General features: G+C 63.5%; 15 protein-coding genes and 1 pseudogene. 4 read left to right on the top strand and 12 right to left on the bottom strand.

Annotation, left to right across the window (positions count from 1 at the left end; genetic code table 11):
- Positions 1-43: 43 nt before the first annotated feature.
- The 6 genes from AB4Y42_RS16955 to AB4Y42_RS16980 form a co-directional block, all read right to left on the bottom strand.
- Positions 44-970 carry a pyridoxal-phosphate dependent enzyme gene (locus tag AB4Y42_RS16955; protein ID WP_368688021.1) on the bottom strand — a complete coding sequence of 309 codons (927 nt, stop codon included), beginning with the start codon at positions 968-970 and terminating at the stop codon, positions 44-46.
- A 116-nt stretch (positions 971-1,086) separates the two neighbouring features.
- Positions 1,087-1,896 carry an AraC family transcriptional regulator gene (locus tag AB4Y42_RS16960; protein WP_368694787.1) on the bottom strand — a complete coding sequence of 270 codons (810 nt, stop codon included), beginning with the start codon at positions 1,894-1,896 and terminating at the stop codon, positions 1,087-1,089.
- Between the two features lie 123 nt (positions 1,897-2,019).
- A complete protein-coding gene (locus tag AB4Y42_RS16965) occupies positions 2,020-2,652 on the bottom strand; it encodes an energy transducer TonB (protein WP_368694788.1) in 633 nt (210 codons plus the stop codon).
- 61 nt (positions 2,653-2,713) lie between these two features.
- On the bottom strand, positions 2,714-3,118 hold the full coding sequence (locus tag AB4Y42_RS16970) for an ExbD/TolR family protein (protein WP_368688018.1): 405 nt from the start codon (positions 3,116-3,118) through the stop codon (positions 2,714-2,716).
- The gene (locus AB4Y42_RS16975) at positions 3,115-3,753 is read right to left on the bottom strand and encodes a MotA/TolQ/ExbB proton channel family protein (RefSeq protein WP_368688017.1); all 639 of its coding nucleotides are present in this window, start codon (positions 3,751-3,753) and stop codon (positions 3,115-3,117) included. The genes AB4Y42_RS16970 and AB4Y42_RS16975 overlap by 4 nt, the downstream gene beginning before the upstream one ends.
- A gap of 25 nt (positions 3,754-3,778) precedes the next feature.
- On the bottom strand, positions 3,779-6,130 hold the full coding sequence (locus AB4Y42_RS16980) for a TonB-dependent receptor (RefSeq protein ID WP_368694789.1): 2,352 nt from the start codon (positions 6,128-6,130) through the stop codon (positions 3,779-3,781).
- Between the two features lie 341 nt (positions 6,131-6,471).
- Between AB4Y42_RS16980 and AB4Y42_RS16985 the strand changes: the two genes are divergently transcribed.
- Both AB4Y42_RS16985 and AB4Y42_RS16990 read left to right on the top strand, forming a co-directional pair.
- Complete coding sequence (locus tag AB4Y42_RS16985) at positions 6,472-7,626, top strand: hypothetical protein (protein WP_368694790.1); 1,155 nt, start codon at positions 6,472-6,474, stop codon at positions 7,624-7,626.
- 11 nt (positions 7,627-7,637) lie between these two features.
- Positions 7,638-8,261, top strand: a complete 624-nt coding sequence (locus AB4Y42_RS16990; RefSeq protein ID WP_368694791.1) for an ATP-binding cassette domain-containing protein — start codon at positions 7,638-7,640, stop codon at positions 8,259-8,261.
- A gap of 43 nt (positions 8,262-8,304) precedes the next feature.
- On the opposite strand, the gene AB4Y42_RS16995 is transcribed toward AB4Y42_RS16990, so the two are convergent.
- Both AB4Y42_RS16995 and AB4Y42_RS17000 read right to left on the bottom strand, forming a co-directional pair.
- Complete coding sequence (locus tag AB4Y42_RS16995) at positions 8,305-8,478, bottom strand: hypothetical protein (RefSeq protein ID WP_368688014.1); 174 nt, start codon at positions 8,476-8,478, stop codon at positions 8,305-8,307.
- 407 nt (positions 8,479-8,885) lie between these two features.
- Complete coding sequence (locus tag AB4Y42_RS17000; RefSeq protein ID WP_342923243.1) at positions 8,886-9,152, bottom strand: hypothetical protein; 267 nt, start codon at positions 9,150-9,152, stop codon at positions 8,886-8,888.
- A 122-nt stretch (positions 9,153-9,274) separates the two neighbouring features.
- On the opposite strand from AB4Y42_RS17000, the gene AB4Y42_RS17005 reads away from it, so the two are divergent.
- On the top strand, positions 9,275-9,805 hold the full coding sequence (locus tag AB4Y42_RS17005; protein ID WP_368688013.1) for an isochorismatase family protein: 531 nt from the start codon (positions 9,275-9,277) through the stop codon (positions 9,803-9,805).
- A 19-nt stretch (positions 9,806-9,824) separates the two neighbouring features.
- Here the strand turns inward: AB4Y42_RS17005 and AB4Y42_RS17010 are convergent, their stop codons facing one another.
- From AB4Y42_RS17010 to AB4Y42_RS17020, 3 genes are all read right to left on the bottom strand, one after another.
- Entirely contained in the window at positions 9,825-9,965 is a 141-nt protein-coding gene (locus tag AB4Y42_RS17010; protein ID WP_368688012.1) for a hypothetical protein, read from the bottom strand.
- Complete coding sequence (locus AB4Y42_RS17015; protein WP_368694792.1) at positions 9,962-11,191, bottom strand: MFS transporter; 1,230 nt, start codon at positions 11,189-11,191, stop codon at positions 9,962-9,964. Before AB4Y42_RS17015 ends, AB4Y42_RS17010 begins: the two co-directional genes overlap by 4 nt.
- Before the next feature lie 112 nt (positions 11,192-11,303).
- Positions 11,304-12,224, bottom strand: coding sequence for a LysR substrate-binding domain-containing protein (locus tag AB4Y42_RS17020; RefSeq protein WP_368694793.1), 921 nt, complete (start codon positions 12,222-12,224; stop codon positions 11,304-11,306).
- A gap of 94 nt (positions 12,225-12,318) precedes the next feature.
- Here AB4Y42_RS17020 and AB4Y42_RS17025 point away from each other — a divergent pair.
- Positions 12,319-13,209 (top strand): annotated as a pseudogene (locus AB4Y42_RS17025) (alpha/beta fold hydrolase); the annotation flags it as partial.
- Here AB4Y42_RS17025 and AB4Y42_RS17030 read toward each other — a convergent pair.
- On the bottom strand, positions 13,176-14,114 hold the full coding sequence (locus AB4Y42_RS17030; protein WP_368694794.1) for a DMT family transporter: 939 nt from the start codon (positions 14,112-14,114) through the stop codon (positions 13,176-13,178). The pseudogene AB4Y42_RS17025 and the gene AB4Y42_RS17030 overlap by 34 nt on opposite strands.
- Between the last annotated feature and the right edge of the window lie 130 nt (positions 14,115-14,244).

Consider the following 14,244-nt stretch of genomic DNA (forward strand, 5'->3'; position numbering starts at 1 on the left):
CGGCGGAGAAGATTCTATCGTTTCCGCCGTCGCGGGCACAAGGTCATCGGCTATCTGCCTCGCTAGCCCACGCGCGTATCTGGTCGATGGTGGCCGTAGCGCCGCCGCATACGACAACCAGAATCTTCCTGTATCGGGTCAAGGCCGGATGCCTCTCGTAGGCGACGGACAGCGCTGCGCCGCAAGCCGGCTCGACCAGAATGCGGTGATCCGCGAGAAAACGCTCGCAGGCAGCGAGTGCGCTGGAGTCCGACACGACGAGGCTGTGGACAGGGTGCTCGTGCACGCAGCGCAATGCCTGCTCGCACACGCGCTTGGCGCCGAGTGACGTGGCGACGCTGGAGATACACGGCAACGCCACCGTGTGACCCGCCTCGATAGCGGCATGGAGTGAAGCGGCGCCATCGGTTTCGACGGCCAACACCGGCACGTCGTGCCAATGATTGCGCTGCAGGCCTTCCACCACGCCAGCAAGCAGACCGCCGCCGCCGACGGAAAGCACGACGGCATCCGGCTTGAAGCGGGCCTGGGCAACTTCATCGATCATCGAGGCATGGCCGTGCCACAGCAGCGGATCGTCGAAGGGATGCAGAAACGCGTCCGTCGCGCCCAGCAAAGTCTGCGCGAACTGGTTGGCCTCCTGCCAGGAACTGCCGTGCACCACGACCTCGGCAGCTTCCAGGCGGAGCAACTCCTTGGCGCGTTCCGTCGTCGTTTCCGGCACCACGACTAGTACGGGAACGCCCAGGCGCCGGCCCGCATACGCCACGGCAAGACCCGCATTCCCCCCGGACGAGGAAACGAAACGCTGCGCGCCACGACTTTGGTGGACAGAGCAAGCATGGCCGATGCCCCGGATCTTGAACGATCCACATGGCTGCAAGGCGTCGAGCTTGAGCCACACGGATTGTTCACCAGGGACGCTCAAGGCGCGCGACTCCACCAAAGGGGTTTCAAAGTGCAGATTCATTGCGATGGGCTTCCAGGTTTGCGATCGGACCAACCGTTCTTCTGCTGATCCTAAAGAGGAAGGGGGAGTCTGGCTTGTAAAAAATTGACGCGCGCGGCGAGCGAAGGCCCATCGGCTCAGTAGGCGGACGGGGCCACGCCAAACGCGTGACGGAATGCCTTGTTGAAATGGCTTTGATCGTAAAACCCGACGCCCTGGGCGACTTCGGCGATGGTTTGCTTGCCGCGTGCGAGCAAGGTGCACGCTTGTTCCAGTCGCAGACGCAGCAGCCAGGCGTGTGGCGTCATGCCAACCGTCTGCTTGAAGCGGCGCAAAAAATGAAAGCGCCCGAGGCCGCACAAGCTAGCCAGTTCATCGAGCGTGATTTTCTCGGCCAGATGAAACAGGCAATAGTCTTTGAGCCGTTGCCAGTGCATGGGCGAGAGCGTGCCTTGAATGGCCATCGGCTTGATGGCTCCCGACTGGCTAAACAGGCAATACAGCAGGGAAAGCCATTCCGACTGCACGGATAGCGAGGAAGCACCCGGCGACGATCGCATCGCGTCGTGGAGCTGCAACAAGTGCGCAGCCAGTGTCGAATTCTCGATCATGATGGCTTTCAGATCGGGCTCGCGAGCCGAGTCCGTTACCTCAGTCGTGACGTCTTGCAGCAGGTCCCGGGACAGCCTGAAGGTCCTCAGCGTATACGCATTGCCGCTTTCTCCAGCGCCGTCATGGATCTCGCCGGGCGGCATCAAGGAAATGCGACCCGGCCCGAGCAGTACTGCCTCGCCGTTCGCGCATTGGCGCTGAATCCCTTCGGTCACGAGCCCGACGTGATAGTCAAGATGGTAATGCCGGCCGAAATTGAACGCCTTGAAACGCCCAGTGCCAAGAACCAGTCCCGGAAGATCGACGAGCCGTTCGTACTCCACGCCATCGCTCATTTCAAATCACGTAGTCACTCTTGCGGCAGATTTAAGGGGCCGCACCAGACGCGAGTGTCGAGGCACTCGAGGCTTTTTCCGGCGCGGCACGACGAGTATATGTCAGCAGCCGCGCTGCCGGCCTTACTCGATATTGAAATGGACGCGGATGTCCTGCTCGCTTTCGACCGGATGCCCTTGCTTCATTGCGGGGAAAAAATGCCAGTTTCGAAGCGTCTCCAGCAGCAACTGGTTCAGGCGCGGGTTCTGGGTGGGTTTGACGAGCGCGACGTCGACCGAACCGTCGGGATGGATCGTGAAGCGAGCTAGCGCGATGGCCCGATATGCAGACTCGCGCAGATCATCGGGAAGCACGGGCAACGGCTGGATGAGCGGATGCGCGGTGGTATCGCCGGACGCTGCGGAAGCGGCGCCAGACGGGGCGGAGGTAGCCGATGCGCTTTCGGCGTTGGCATGGGCTGTCGTGGCGGCCGGCGGCGCGGGCACAGGCGCCGGCAACGGGGATTCGGTATGCGCAGTCAAGCGCCTGGGAGCCGGCGCCGCAGGCCGATTCATCGGCCGAGCCACGTGTGCAGGGCGGGATGGCGCTGCGATGCTCGGCGCAGGGCGTGCGACTGCGGCCTGCGGTTGGGGCGGCGCTGGCGTTGTGATTTCTACCACGCGCGCATCGAGCGTCAACGAACGGGCGGGTTGCGAATTTTCCGCAAGACCGGCCACGAACATATTGACGAATGCGGCCCACACCGCGAGCGCCACGACGCATCCGGCCAGGGCTCTCGGGCCGCGTGCGTCCAGCAGCCTGACGAAGCGCGCGATGCTACGGCTGGTCACGGTGGACCGCAATGAGGAAATGGCCGGCTCCGCCCAGACGGGCCTGAAGCATGGCCTGCACGACCAGCCCGTTCGGAGCGCCGGCGTCCGCGGCCACCACCACGTTTCCATCGGCAGCGAGCTGCCGCTTTACCGTTCCCGCCACTTCATCGAGCGGCACGTCCTGGCGGTTCACCGCGATCTGGCCGCCGCGGCTTACGCTGAGCGTGAGGGGCTGCTGCGCGGCAAGCGGTTGCGCCGCGCCGCGCGGCAGATCGAGTTTGACCGCGTCGAGCCGCTGCATCGTGAGCGACGCGAGCATGAAGGTGGCGAGCAGGAAGAACATCACATCGATCATCGGAATGATCTCGATGCGACCGCGCTTCGATGCCCGGGAACGGCGCAGCTTCATGACCTTTGCGCCTCGTGTTCCTGCGCGAGTCTCACGTTGCTGAGCCACGTGCTCGCGATCGCTTCGAGTTCGTCCATGAGCCTGTCGATGCGCCTCGAAAAATAGTTGAAGGCGAACAGCGAGACCAGTGCGATCACGAGGCCGATGGCGGTCGCCACCAGCGCCTGCGCCACGCCACCGGTCACCCCGCCGGGATTGACGAGGCCGTTATTTCCGAGCAACCGGAACGCATGCATCATGCCGACGATCGTCCCCAGCAGGCCGAGCAGCGGTGCGGCTGTCACGATCGTTTCGAGCACCCACAGGCCTCTCGACATGTCGCGCTGCACGTCGAGTGCGAGCGCGCCGGCCCTCGCTTCGATCCACCATGCGGGTTTTGCCGCGTGACCGATCAACGGTTCGAGCAGCCTGCGCAATGCGTGCTGCGGGGGCAGTCGCAGTAGCGCAGCGGTGCGATCGGGCTCGTCCGCTGCATGGGCTTGCGGCTGCGGGGCGGCGGGAATGGCCGCGAAGCGCCAGAACACCCACGCGCGATCGAGCATGATGACGAGCGCAACGATGGCGAGCAGCGTGAGCGGATAAACGACCCATCCGCCAACCCGCGCGGCTTGCACGATTCCTGTCCAGTCTTGCATGGAAGCACCCGGTTATCTGGTTCTGTCAAAAGTATTTGGTCAGGCCTGCATAGAACGCGCGGTAGGGACCGTACTGAGGCGCGAACACGCCAATGCCGGAACCGTCGCGCAGCGCATAAGTTCTGCCGAATGCGTTGATCACCACGACACGCCCATCCATCTTGCCGACCACGGGCAGGTTGAAATGCTCGATGACGGCCAGATTGATCTGCGCATAGAAGGGCATCTTGCCGGTGTTGGCGAAGCCGTTGCGCAGGCCGCTGCCTGCCGTGCCGTCCATCGTGAAGGTGGTGCGATGCCAGTTATAGGCGCCGCCGAACGACGCCGTCACGCGCTGGTCGTGATCGAGGAATACCCAGTTGTTGCTGATATAGGCCAGTTCGTCCGCGCCGAAATTGAACTGGGCGGAAGTGACGTTCTTGCCCATTGCACGGCTGTAGGCGAGGTTCAGATAGGCCGACACGTTTTCATGCTTGTAGTTGGCGGTGAATTCGACGCCATAAACACGCCCGTACTGGTAGTTGAACGGCGTATAGATGAGCGCCGCGCCAAACTGGCCGAGGTCCAGCAGGTTGTGCGCCTTCTTGTAGTACGCGTCCAGCCCCAGCGTGAGATCCGCGCCGATTTGCTGGGTCACCCCAAGGTCGAAGTAATCGGCGCGCTCGGGCTGCACCGGATCGTTCTGCGTGACCTCGCGCTGATTGGTCGTGCCATTGAAGCGGCTGATGGTGGAACTGGATACGAGCTCGAACGAAGGCGGCGTGAAGTAGCGGGCGTAGCCGGCATGAAACGTCGTGGTGGGCGTCAGCTTGAACACCGCGCCAATGCGCGGACTCAACTGGTTCGCCTGCACGTATTCGTCCATGCCGTCATAGCGCAGACCGTAGTTCAGGGTGAGCCTGTCGCTGATCTTCCACTCGTCCTGGATATACGCGCTGTACAGGTAACCCGTCTTGCTGCTCGAATCTGAGAGCGTAAAGGGCACATCCGAGGTCTGATTGCCATTGGCGTCTGCAGGGAAAACGGTCACGTTGTCCGAGAAGTTCGCATGCTCCTGCTGAAAGAGCACACCGGCGCGCAGCGTGTGGTGGTCGTTCAGCCGGTACGTGGTATCGGCCTGCAGGCCGTTGGCGGTATCGCTGTGGAAGTCCTGCGAGGCGACGCCGTTGAAGATCAGGTCGCCGACCGGGTCCGGGTTGAACTGGGTGCGCGTATAGCGCGTGAAAAGCGCAACCTGATAGTCGAGCGCCCCGCCGTTTGTCCCCTGCAGCGCGACGACCGCGAAGTTGTTCAACTCCGACTGGGTTTCGTTCAGGTTGGCGGAATCGAACGTCGGCACGCCGGCGAGCATGAAGTTCGGCGTGAGGCCGGGCGTATTCGGGATCTCGAACTGGTTGCTCGTCGTGCCGAACATCACGCTTACGCGCGTGAGCGGGTTGATGATGTACGACATATACCCGAAGGCATTGCCCTGGCGCGTGTGATCGTGGATCGGGCTCGGCGACGCGGTGGGCGCCTCGATGCCCAGGTTGTTTTCGCCCAGCGAGCCGCTGAAGTAGTAGCTGAAATCGCCCTTGCTGCCGAACACATCGGCGCTCGTCTGGATGGTCTGGTGACTGCCGCCATAGACATCGATCGAGCCGCCGTTGCCGAGATCGCCCGATTTGGTGCGGATATCCACGATGCCGGCTGTGCGGTAGCCGTATTCGGCCGGCAGCGCGCCGGTCAGGAGATTGAGCTGGTCGATGATGCGCGTATCGAGCGATTGCCCGAAACCGCTGATCGGCTCGGGAATCAGAATGCCGTTGATCCGGTATTGCAGGTCGGCATGGTCGCCCCGCACGTGGACCTGGCCGTATGAGTCGTCCGCGACGCCGGGGGCCTGCAGCAGCACCTGGTTCAGCGGCGTGTTTTGGCCCTGCGGCATGGCCTGGATGTCGGCCTGGGTGATCCGGTAGATGCTGCTGCCCGTCTCCGGCAGCAGGCCGTTGCGCGCCTCGTTGAGCCGCCTGGCATTGACCTGCACGTCGAGCGTGTCGCCCTTGTTCAGAACCACGGCCACGCTGGCTGGATTCGCCGGCGCCGTGGTCGCGATCTGCGAGGCGGCGGCGAAACCGGGCGCCGTGACGGTCACCGCGTAAGTGCCCGTGGCAATGTGGAGGAGTTCGAAGTGTCCAGTCGCGTCGGTCGTGGTTTGTCCTGCCTGAGTGCCGCTCGCGTCCTGGAGCACGACAGCGGCATGGTCCACCGGCTTGCCGGTCGTGTCCTTCACTGTGCCGTTGAGTGTGGCGTCGGCGTCGGCAGCCTGCGCCTGACTGGCCGTGATCATGGCGAACGAGACTAGCGCCGCGCGGGCGATGAGTGTGCGGTGGATCATGATGCGGTCTGGAAGCGTTATTGTTTTCCGCGCGCACCTCACAAAGCCTCGGCTTGTCGCGGGATTGAAATGCAATGATATAACATTGCATTTCAATCCCGCCAGAGTGAACTGGATAAAAATCGAAAGTCGATAAAGAAATAAATATGAAAGTTATTTGTCGGTTATTTTAAATAATAGAAGCGGGAGTGCCGACGAAAGGTGGGTGCGGTTGTTGCACCGCAGCCGGCGTGGCACGATATCGAGTCCGCCTCGTGCACGATTTCGCGACTGCGTTAAGGGAACTCGAAAACATGATGTTGTCCTGCCGACTGCGCTGGTACGCCCTCGCGACGTCTCGCTTGTTGCGCAGACATTGGCAGGCGCTGACGCTTTCAATCCTGCTGTTGCTGCCGGCGATGCCGGTGTTCGCCCAGACGCGGATTCTCGGTGCGCCGGTCCTCGCGGCGCTCGCGCCTTCGCATGGCATGCAATGGCGGTTCGTGTGGGTGCACCTGCTCGAAGCCGTCGGCATGCTGTGGGTGCTCGCGCAACGTAGCGCTATCACCGGCGGCGCGTTTGCCGCCTTCCTCGATTCGTTGCCCACTTCCCATGGCCGCCGCCGCGCCGTCGATATTGCTGTCGTGCTCGTCGCGAGTACGCCGCTGTTTCTGCCCGTGCTCGCCGCCGCGGTCGCGCTGGCCTTTCTGCCGCAGAAGGCAGGCAACTATCTGTTCGTTCTCGATCTGCTGCTGATTACGCTTGGATGGCAATTGACTGCGTTGTCGCGCAGCGCGCGCAACGCGGTTCCTTTGGTTGCCGCCAATCTCATCCTCGTCGGCGCGCTGCAGACGGGCGACTCGATCAGGCCGGCGCTGCTGCTCATCCCCCTGCTGCTCGCAGCGTTTGCGATCGCCCATACACCGGCTGCTTCGATTTCACGGCCTGGACCGCTTGGCGCGCTCGCACGCCGCCTCATGGGCTGCGTGCGCGCTAACGTTGGGCAGGGCCTTTCGCCTGTGACGAGGCTGCAGATCGGCATCGTGTGGAATCGCGCCGCAGGCGCCTTCGCACGCTACCTGGTGATGGGCTCCGTCACGGCCTCCACCTGCTTGCTGCTTGGCCTCTGGAACTTCGACGCACGCGCCGTGCCCCTGACGTTGATATCGCAGGCCGTGACTGCGCTGGTCGCCGCGACGACCTATCGCGATTTGCGCGCGGCGCACCTTCGCGCGGGGCAGTTCACGCGATCGCTGCCGATTGCTGCGGCGGTGCAACCGCGTGCCGATATGCTGACGGTCGCCGCGCTGGCGCTGCCGTTCGCCTGCGTTGCGCCGCTGCTGCTGGTCGCACATGGCGTTTTGCCGTGGTGGTCGGCAGCGGCGCTCCTGTGCTCGGGCGCGCCGCTCGTTGCCTTGCTGTATCTCCCGCAGCGTTACGCGCCCCGGCAATCCGTCCTGCCCGGCACGATGTCGGCCGCGATCTGGGTCGCTGCCGTCTGGCCATTGTTCACTTGATTGATTCCACCATGCTTCGATTCGAAAACCTGTGCAAACGCTTTGGCGAGCGCGTCATCTTCCACGGATTGCATTACGCCAGCGGCGCCGGATGCGTGGCACTCTGCGATGAAAACGGCAGTGGCAAATCCACGTTGCTCGGCATCCTTGCCGGTGCGATCGAGGCCGACGAAGGGGAGGTCTGGCTCGACGGCCATTCGCTGCGTGCCGATCCGCTCAAGGCGAAATCTGCGCTGGCCTACGTGCCCGACGACTGCATGGCGTATCCGTTCCAGACCGGTCGGGCGTTTCTCGAACTCGTGGCGTCGACGAAGAAGACCACCGTCGACGCCCGCACGCTCGATCTCGCGGATCGCTTCGGCCTCGCACCGCACCTCGATAAGCGCTTCGAGCAGATGTCGCTCGGCACCCGCAAGAAGCTATTCCTGACGGCGACGATGCTGGGCGAGCCCGCCGTCGTCATCGCGGACGAACCGGGCAACGGGCTCGACGCCGCCGCGCGCGCGGTTCTCATCGATCTGTTCAGGGATCTGGCTAAAGACAGTGCGGTCTTCTTTTCGAGTCACGATTTGCGGCTTGCGCAGGCTTGTGAGGCAAAAGCCACGAGTTTTGCCGATCTTGGTATGGCCGTGTGAGGCGCAGTCGGTCTGCACACATGCGTGACTCGTCCTGTTATGGCTACATCGACCGGTCGCGATTGCGCGCGCGCGTGGCGCCCGTGATCACCGCGATGCCGAGCAGTATCACCGCCACGATCTCGATGATGTGCAGCGCAACATGCAGCGCCATCAATGCCCACGCCACGCCGCCAATGAAAATGATCCATCCAATCAGATAGATGAGCAGAGTCATCGTTCTTCTCCTTGTGATTTCGGCCTGGGTGCAGTGCAAACAACACCATTGGGGAAAGAGCGATCAACGAGCTTTCACCCAGCACACCGGGTCGGAGCACACTGCGCGCCTGATGTCGCCAGGGCGCGCGGAGCCGCTGGCGCCGACGAATGGACACGCGTTAAGGATGTCGAACGGATTGGAGTGTGCAGGCGCGCACGCAAGGCGCCGCGTCACCTGCGCCGTCGATGCGTGCGTTGTTGTACCCCGCGCTGATGGCGAAGGATGGTGCGCCGCTAAGGTTTGCTAACCAGTCATATCGGCAGTCCTGACAAACGGCAAGCCGCGCCTCAGAATCCTGCTGTTGCCGGCAGGCTTCTATTCGAACAACGACAGCAGACCGTTTGGCAGAACGGCACGCGGGCTAGTTAGTGCCCATGCGCCTCGCGGAATCCGGCGTCCTTCTCGAGTCGGCGAGCGTGGTTGCCGACGTGGAATCCCGCTGAAATCACAAACAGGACTCCGGCGAAAGGCCAGATATAGATTGCCAGCGAGAAGCAAACCCAGATTGCTTCCTGTGGCGGATACGCCTGGAGTGCCCAGACAAGACAGGCAACTGGCAACAGCATCAGACACAGCGCCGACCGGGTGAGAAAGGTGGCGGCTCTTGCTTTCTTTAGCGTCTCTGCTTGCATGCCTGGCTCCATAGGGAATGGCATTGGGAGATAGAGTCGCATGGCGACCATTTGTCGCATACTTAGTAATATCCCTGACAGGTGCCATTTTTGCGCACTGCAATCTGCGAAAAGGATTCGCGATGCTGCATAGCCTTTCCGAATCGATCGTAGTTCTGATCGACTTGCAAACGAGACTGATGCCGGCGATTCACGACGGCGCATCCGTTGTCGCTCAAGCCCTCAGGCTCGGGCGGATTGCTCGGGGTCTCGATGTTCCGGTCATCGGGACAGAACAGAATCCGGGCGCCCTCGGCGAAAACACACAGGAAATAAAGGATTTGTGCTCGACGACTGTTGCAAAGCACCATTTCGACGCTGCCGCCGATGGTCTGTTGGAAGCGCTGCCTGAAGGGCGAACCCGAGTCATCGTCGCGGGATGCGAGGCGCATGTCTGCGTATTGCAGACGGCGATGGGTTTGCTGCATCGCGGCCTGCCGGTCACTGTCGTTGTCGATGCGATGGGTTCGCGCAAAGTCGTCGACAAAGAGGCGGCCATTGCGCGGTTGAACAGAGCGGGCGCCGAAATGGCGACGGTCGAGATGGTCGCGTTCGAATGGCTGCGCTCGAGCCAGCATCCGCGCTTCCGCGACATGCTGCAGTTGATCAGGTAAGCCGGCTGCAGCGGCACGATCATTTGCAAAATGCGGCGCCAGAGAGCAAGGCAATCATTGTCGACGGTGCGAGATACTCCGCGAACGTCCAGACAATAAGCGCTCCGAATGAAATGGCCAGCATGACCTGCTTGACGCGCACGGCCAACAACTCGCTCATGAAGGCTGGCCCGCGATCATGGCGCGCTGCGCGACCCGCTCGTCGTCGATCGGCAGGTGCATCAATCCCGCGACGATGCCGAGCGCGATTGAGCCTTGCCAGAGCAGCCCATAGCTATGCGTCGCGTCGAACACCACGCCGCCCAGCCAGACGCCGAAGAAACTGCCGATCTGATGCCCGAGAAACACGAAGCCGAACAGCGTCGAGATATAGCGCACGCCGAACATCTGCGAGACAATCCCGCTCGTCAGCGGCACGGTGCCGAGCCACATGAATCCCATCGCGAACGCGAACACATAAAGCGTGAAAGGCGAGAGCGGCAAGGCGAGGAACAGCGCCATCACACCCGCACGAGCGAAGTAGATCGCCGAGAGCAGATACTTGCGCCGCAGAAATCCCCCGGCGTAACCGCAGAGAAACGTGCCTGCCGTGTTGGCCAGCGCGATCAGCGCGAGCGCCAGACTCGCTTCGCGCGCGCTCATGCCCTTGTCGAGCAAATACGCCGGCAGGTGTGCGCCGATGAACGCAAGCTGGAAGCCACACGACAAAAAGCCCAGATTGAGCAGCCAGAACCCGCGATGCGCGAACGCCTTGCCGATCGCACGGCGCAGGGTGTCGTGCGTATCGATCGCGCCGCTGCGCGGTAGCGGACGATCGCGCAGCCATGCCGCGAGCGGCGCACTGGCGAGCATCATGGCGGCGAGCACGAGAATGGCCGTGACCCAGCCGAATCTGCCGATCATCCCTTGCGTGAGCGGCACGACGCAGAACTGGCCCAGGCCGCCGAACATGCCCGCCACGCTCAGCGCCCAACTGCGTTGATCGGCTGCAAAAAGCCGCGAGAGCGCGCCATAAACGGCGCCGAAGGCGGTTCCGGACAATGCCACGCCGAGCACCACGCCCACGCCAAACGTGTAGATGCCAGGCGTCGCGCTGAGCGCCATCATCGCGAGTCCGAGCGCGTAGAGCAGGGCGCCCGCGAAGATCACGCGCGCGGAGCCGAAGCGGTCGGAGATCATGCCCGTGAGCGGCTGTGCAACGCCCCACAGCAGGTTTTGCAGCGCAAGCGCGAGGCCGAACGTCTCGCGCGACCAGCCGCGCTCGAGCGTGACGGGCAACAGAAAAAGCCCTTGCACGTTGCGCACGCCGAGCGCCGCGCCCATCACCACGCCACCCGCGATCACGAGCAGCCAGCGGCGGCGCCATGCCTCGTCCATTTCGGTCATCGTTCGCCTCCTCGCACCGGGCGCTTCGCAGTTGCGCCGCGTTGCGCCTAGTAGAGCGCGGGAAGGCGCGTGCGCTCAAGCGAGTTTTTGGCACGCTTCGCATGCGTGGCGATCATGTGATCTGGCTTTGGCGAGCCTGCTCGACGATCCAGTCGATGACGGCGCGCACGTCGTCGCGCGGCGCTTCGTCGGCCCGATGCAGCCAGTAGGCGTAGCCGGTCGGGCCCGCCGCGCGCGCGTTGCCGACGGAGGCGAGCCTGCCGTCGGCAAGCAGCGGCTGCACGAGGGCGAGGCGCCCGAGCGCGATGCCGCGGCCGGCGGTGGCGGCCTGAATGACCTGGTCGTACTGGTTGAAACGCAGCACCCCGCGAAGCGGTGCGCCGTCGAGGCCGCGCGCGTCCAGATGATCTGCCCAGCGCAGCATCGGGCGGCGCACGCCTTCGAATTCGAGCAGCACGTGGCGCGCGAGCGTGGCCGCGTCGAGCTTTTTCACGTTCAACGAGGGATGCGCGACCGGCAATATGTATTCGTCGTACAGATGCACCGCGCGATTCGCTGACTCCGGCGCGATGCGGGCCGGCGCGTAGCGCAAGGCGAGATCGATGCCTTCGGCGCGCAGGTCGAGCACCTTCTCGGAGGTTGCAAGGCGCAGATCGATATCGGGAAGCAGGCGCTGCAATTCGCCGATGCGCGGCAGCAGCCACAGGCCGGCAATGCCGATGCTGGCCGTGATCGTCACCGGCTGGCGCATCTGGGGCGCGGCCAGCGCGCCGACGATTTCCTGCATCTGCTGCACGGCGCTGTCCGCAACGCGCAGCAGGCGTTCGCCCTCCGGCGTGAGCGAGATCGAACGATAGCCGCGCTCGAAGAGGCGCACGCCTAGCGCCTCTTCGAGCGCGGCGATCTGGCGGCTAACGGCGGACTGGGTCACGCACAGGTCGTCGGCGGCGAGCGTGATGCTCATGCGCCGGCCCACCGCGACGAAACCGCGAACGAGGTCGAGAGGAGGGAGTTTCACGAGCGGCACTGACATGCGTTTTCCTCATGCGAAAGCTGCGCAAAGATTGATTGAAGCGGCGGGCGAGGTCAAGTGAAATCGATACTCCGTTTCTTCATGGAGCACGTTCATGCGTTCAGCCGATCCGGGCGAGGCGCGTCCTCTCGCCGTCGCCATCACCGCCGCCGATGGCTTTGCGCTGCGCGCTTATGTGTGGCGTCGTCACGCGCTGCCGAACACGGACGCTTCGCGGCCGGTGGTCATCGTCAATTCGGCCACGTCGGTGCGCTGCCACTACTATTTCCGCTTTGGCGCATGGCTGCACCAGCAGGGTTTCGATGTGCTGGTCTACGACTACCGTGGCATTGGCGGCTCGCAGCCCGTCGCGCTCGCAACGCTCGACGCGAGCTGGCTGGAATGGGGCGAACGCGATTTCGAAGCGGTGCTGCACTACGCGCGAAGCCTGTTCCCGGGGCAGCCGATCGACGTCGTGGGGCATAGCATCGGCGGCTTCCTGATCGGGCTCGCGCCGTCGAATCATCTGATTCGGCGCGTCTTCACCGTCGGCACGCAGTACGCGTACTGGCGAGACTACGCGCCGCGCAGCATGCCGCTCATGCTCTGGAAATGGCATGTCGTCATGCCGGTTTTGACGGGGCTGATGGGCTATTTCCCCGCGTCGTGGTTCGGATGGATGGAGGACACGCCGCGCGGCGTCGCGAAGATCTGGAGCCGGGGCCGCGCCCGCTTCGAAGACACGCTCAGTAAAGGGTCGCTGGCGCGCACGCCGGAGCAGCGCGCGGACATCGTCGCGCGCTTTGGCAACATGCGTGCGCCGATCCTCGCCGTCAGCTTCCCCGATGACCCGTTCGGCACAATCCGCGCGATCGAACGCACGCTGCGTTATTTCACCCAGAGCCAGTCGACACATGTACGCATCGCGCCCGCCTCACTCGGCGAGCGCAGCATCGGGCACTTCGCGTATTTTCACTCGCGGTTCGAGCGCAGCCTGTGGCCGCTCGCGCGGCGTTGGCTGGCCGATGGCAGCGTCATCGCGACGACGCCGGCAACGACGCAGCCGAGTCCCAGCCACGCCGAGGTCGAGAGCGATTCGCCGAGCCACGCCATGCCGATCGCCACGCCGATCGGCACGCGCAAATAGGCCTGCGCGGTCGTGCCAACCGAACCGAGCGTCTGAACGAGCCGGAAGTAGATGACGAACGCGATCGCCGTGGAAAAAGCGGCGAGCGCGATCAGCGCTGTAATCGATTGCAGTGACGGATGAAGTGTCCACGGGCGGTCGACGGCCAGACTCACGGGGACCAGCAGGACCGCCCCCACGACTAGCGATCCCGCAGCGGGCGCGACCGGCGAGAGTCCCTTGAACGATCGCCCGTAGATCGCCGCGCCGGCGTAGCAGACCGTCGCGGCGACGATCGCCAGTTGCGCAACGATTTGCTGGCCGAGTCCTTCGAATGCGCTCACGCCGACCACGAGGCATATACCGGCGAGGCCCGCGGCGACGCCGAACAGCTTGCGCGCGGTGACCTGTTCGTGGCGGGTAATCAGCCACGTGCCGAGGAACGCCATGACCGGCGAGGTCGAATTGAGGATGGTCGCCAGGCCGGCTTCCACCGAGCGCTCGGCCCATGCGATCAGGGTAAACGGAATCACGCTATTGAGCAGCGCCTGCACGGCGAAGCGACGCCACACGGCCGGGTCACGCGGTACGGGAATGCGCTGCGCGAGCATCCAGAGCAGAAGGAGTGTTCCGGCAATCGACGTTCTTGCGGCGATCAGCGTAAGCGGCGGGATGGTCGTTACGCCAACTCGAATGAACGTATAGGACGCGCCCCAAAGCGTGGAAAGTCCGAGGAGCAAGAGCAGATCGAGTCCGGTAGACTTGCTCGCAGTCGTGGCTTGCATACTGGGCGATCGATTCCACGCAGACGAAGTGAGATGACGGGGCCACGCGCCAGCGGTAGAGCGCGTACCGACAGTATGCGGGCATCTTCGGGACGAATATTTCGGCCTGGAATGAAATGTGGATTGTCGA

This window comes from Paraburkholderia sp. EG286B, assembly GCF_040965655.1.
GTDB lineage: Bacteria > Pseudomonadota > Gammaproteobacteria > Burkholderiales > Burkholderiaceae > Paraburkholderia.

Bases quoted from the DNA above. Each gene is read 5' to 3' on its own strand.
- AB4Y42_RS16955 (WP_368688021.1), bottom strand. From the start codon at position 970: ATGAATCTGCACTTTGAAACCCCTTTGGTGGAGTCGCGCGCCTTGAGC.
- AB4Y42_RS16960 (WP_368694787.1), bottom strand. From the start codon at position 1,896: ATGAGCGATGGCGTGGAGTACGAACGGCTCGTCGATCTTCCGGGACTG.
- AB4Y42_RS16970 (WP_368688018.1), bottom strand. From the start codon at position 3,118: ATGAAGCTGCGCCGTTCCCGGGCATCGAAGCGCGGTCGCATCGAGATC.
- AB4Y42_RS16975 (WP_368688017.1), bottom strand. From the start codon at position 3,753: ATGCAAGACTGGACAGGAATCGTGCAAGCCGCGCGGGTTGGCGGATGG.
- AB4Y42_RS16980 (WP_368694789.1), bottom strand. From the start codon at position 6,130: ATGATCCACCGCACACTCATCGCCCGCGCGGCGCTAGTCTCGTTCGCC.
- AB4Y42_RS16990 (WP_368694791.1), top strand. From the start codon at position 7,638: ATGCTTCGATTCGAAAACCTGTGCAAACGCTTTGGCGAGCGCGTCATC.
- AB4Y42_RS16995 (WP_368688014.1), bottom strand. From the start codon at position 8,478: ATGACTCTGCTCATCTATCTGATTGGATGGATCATTTTCATTGGCGGC.
- AB4Y42_RS17000 (WP_342923243.1), bottom strand. From the start codon at position 9,152: ATGCAAGCAGAGACGCTAAAGAAAGCAAGAGCCGCCACCTTTCTCACC.
- AB4Y42_RS17005 (WP_368688013.1), top strand. From the start codon at position 9,275: ATGCTGCATAGCCTTTCCGAATCGATCGTAGTTCTGATCGACTTGCAA.
- AB4Y42_RS17010 (WP_368688012.1), bottom strand. From the start codon at position 9,965: ATGAGCGAGTTGTTGGCCGTGCGCGTCAAGCAGGTCATGCTGGCCATT.
- AB4Y42_RS17015 (WP_368694792.1), bottom strand. From the start codon at position 11,191: ATGACCGAAATGGACGAGGCATGGCGCCGCCGCTGGCTGCTCGTGATC.
- AB4Y42_RS17020 (WP_368694793.1), bottom strand. From the start codon at position 12,224: ATGTCAGTGCCGCTCGTGAAACTCCCTCCTCTCGACCTCGTTCGCGGT.
- AB4Y42_RS17030 (WP_368694794.1), bottom strand. From the start codon at position 14,114: ATGCAAGCCACGACTGCGAGCAAGTCTACCGGACTCGATCTGCTCTTG.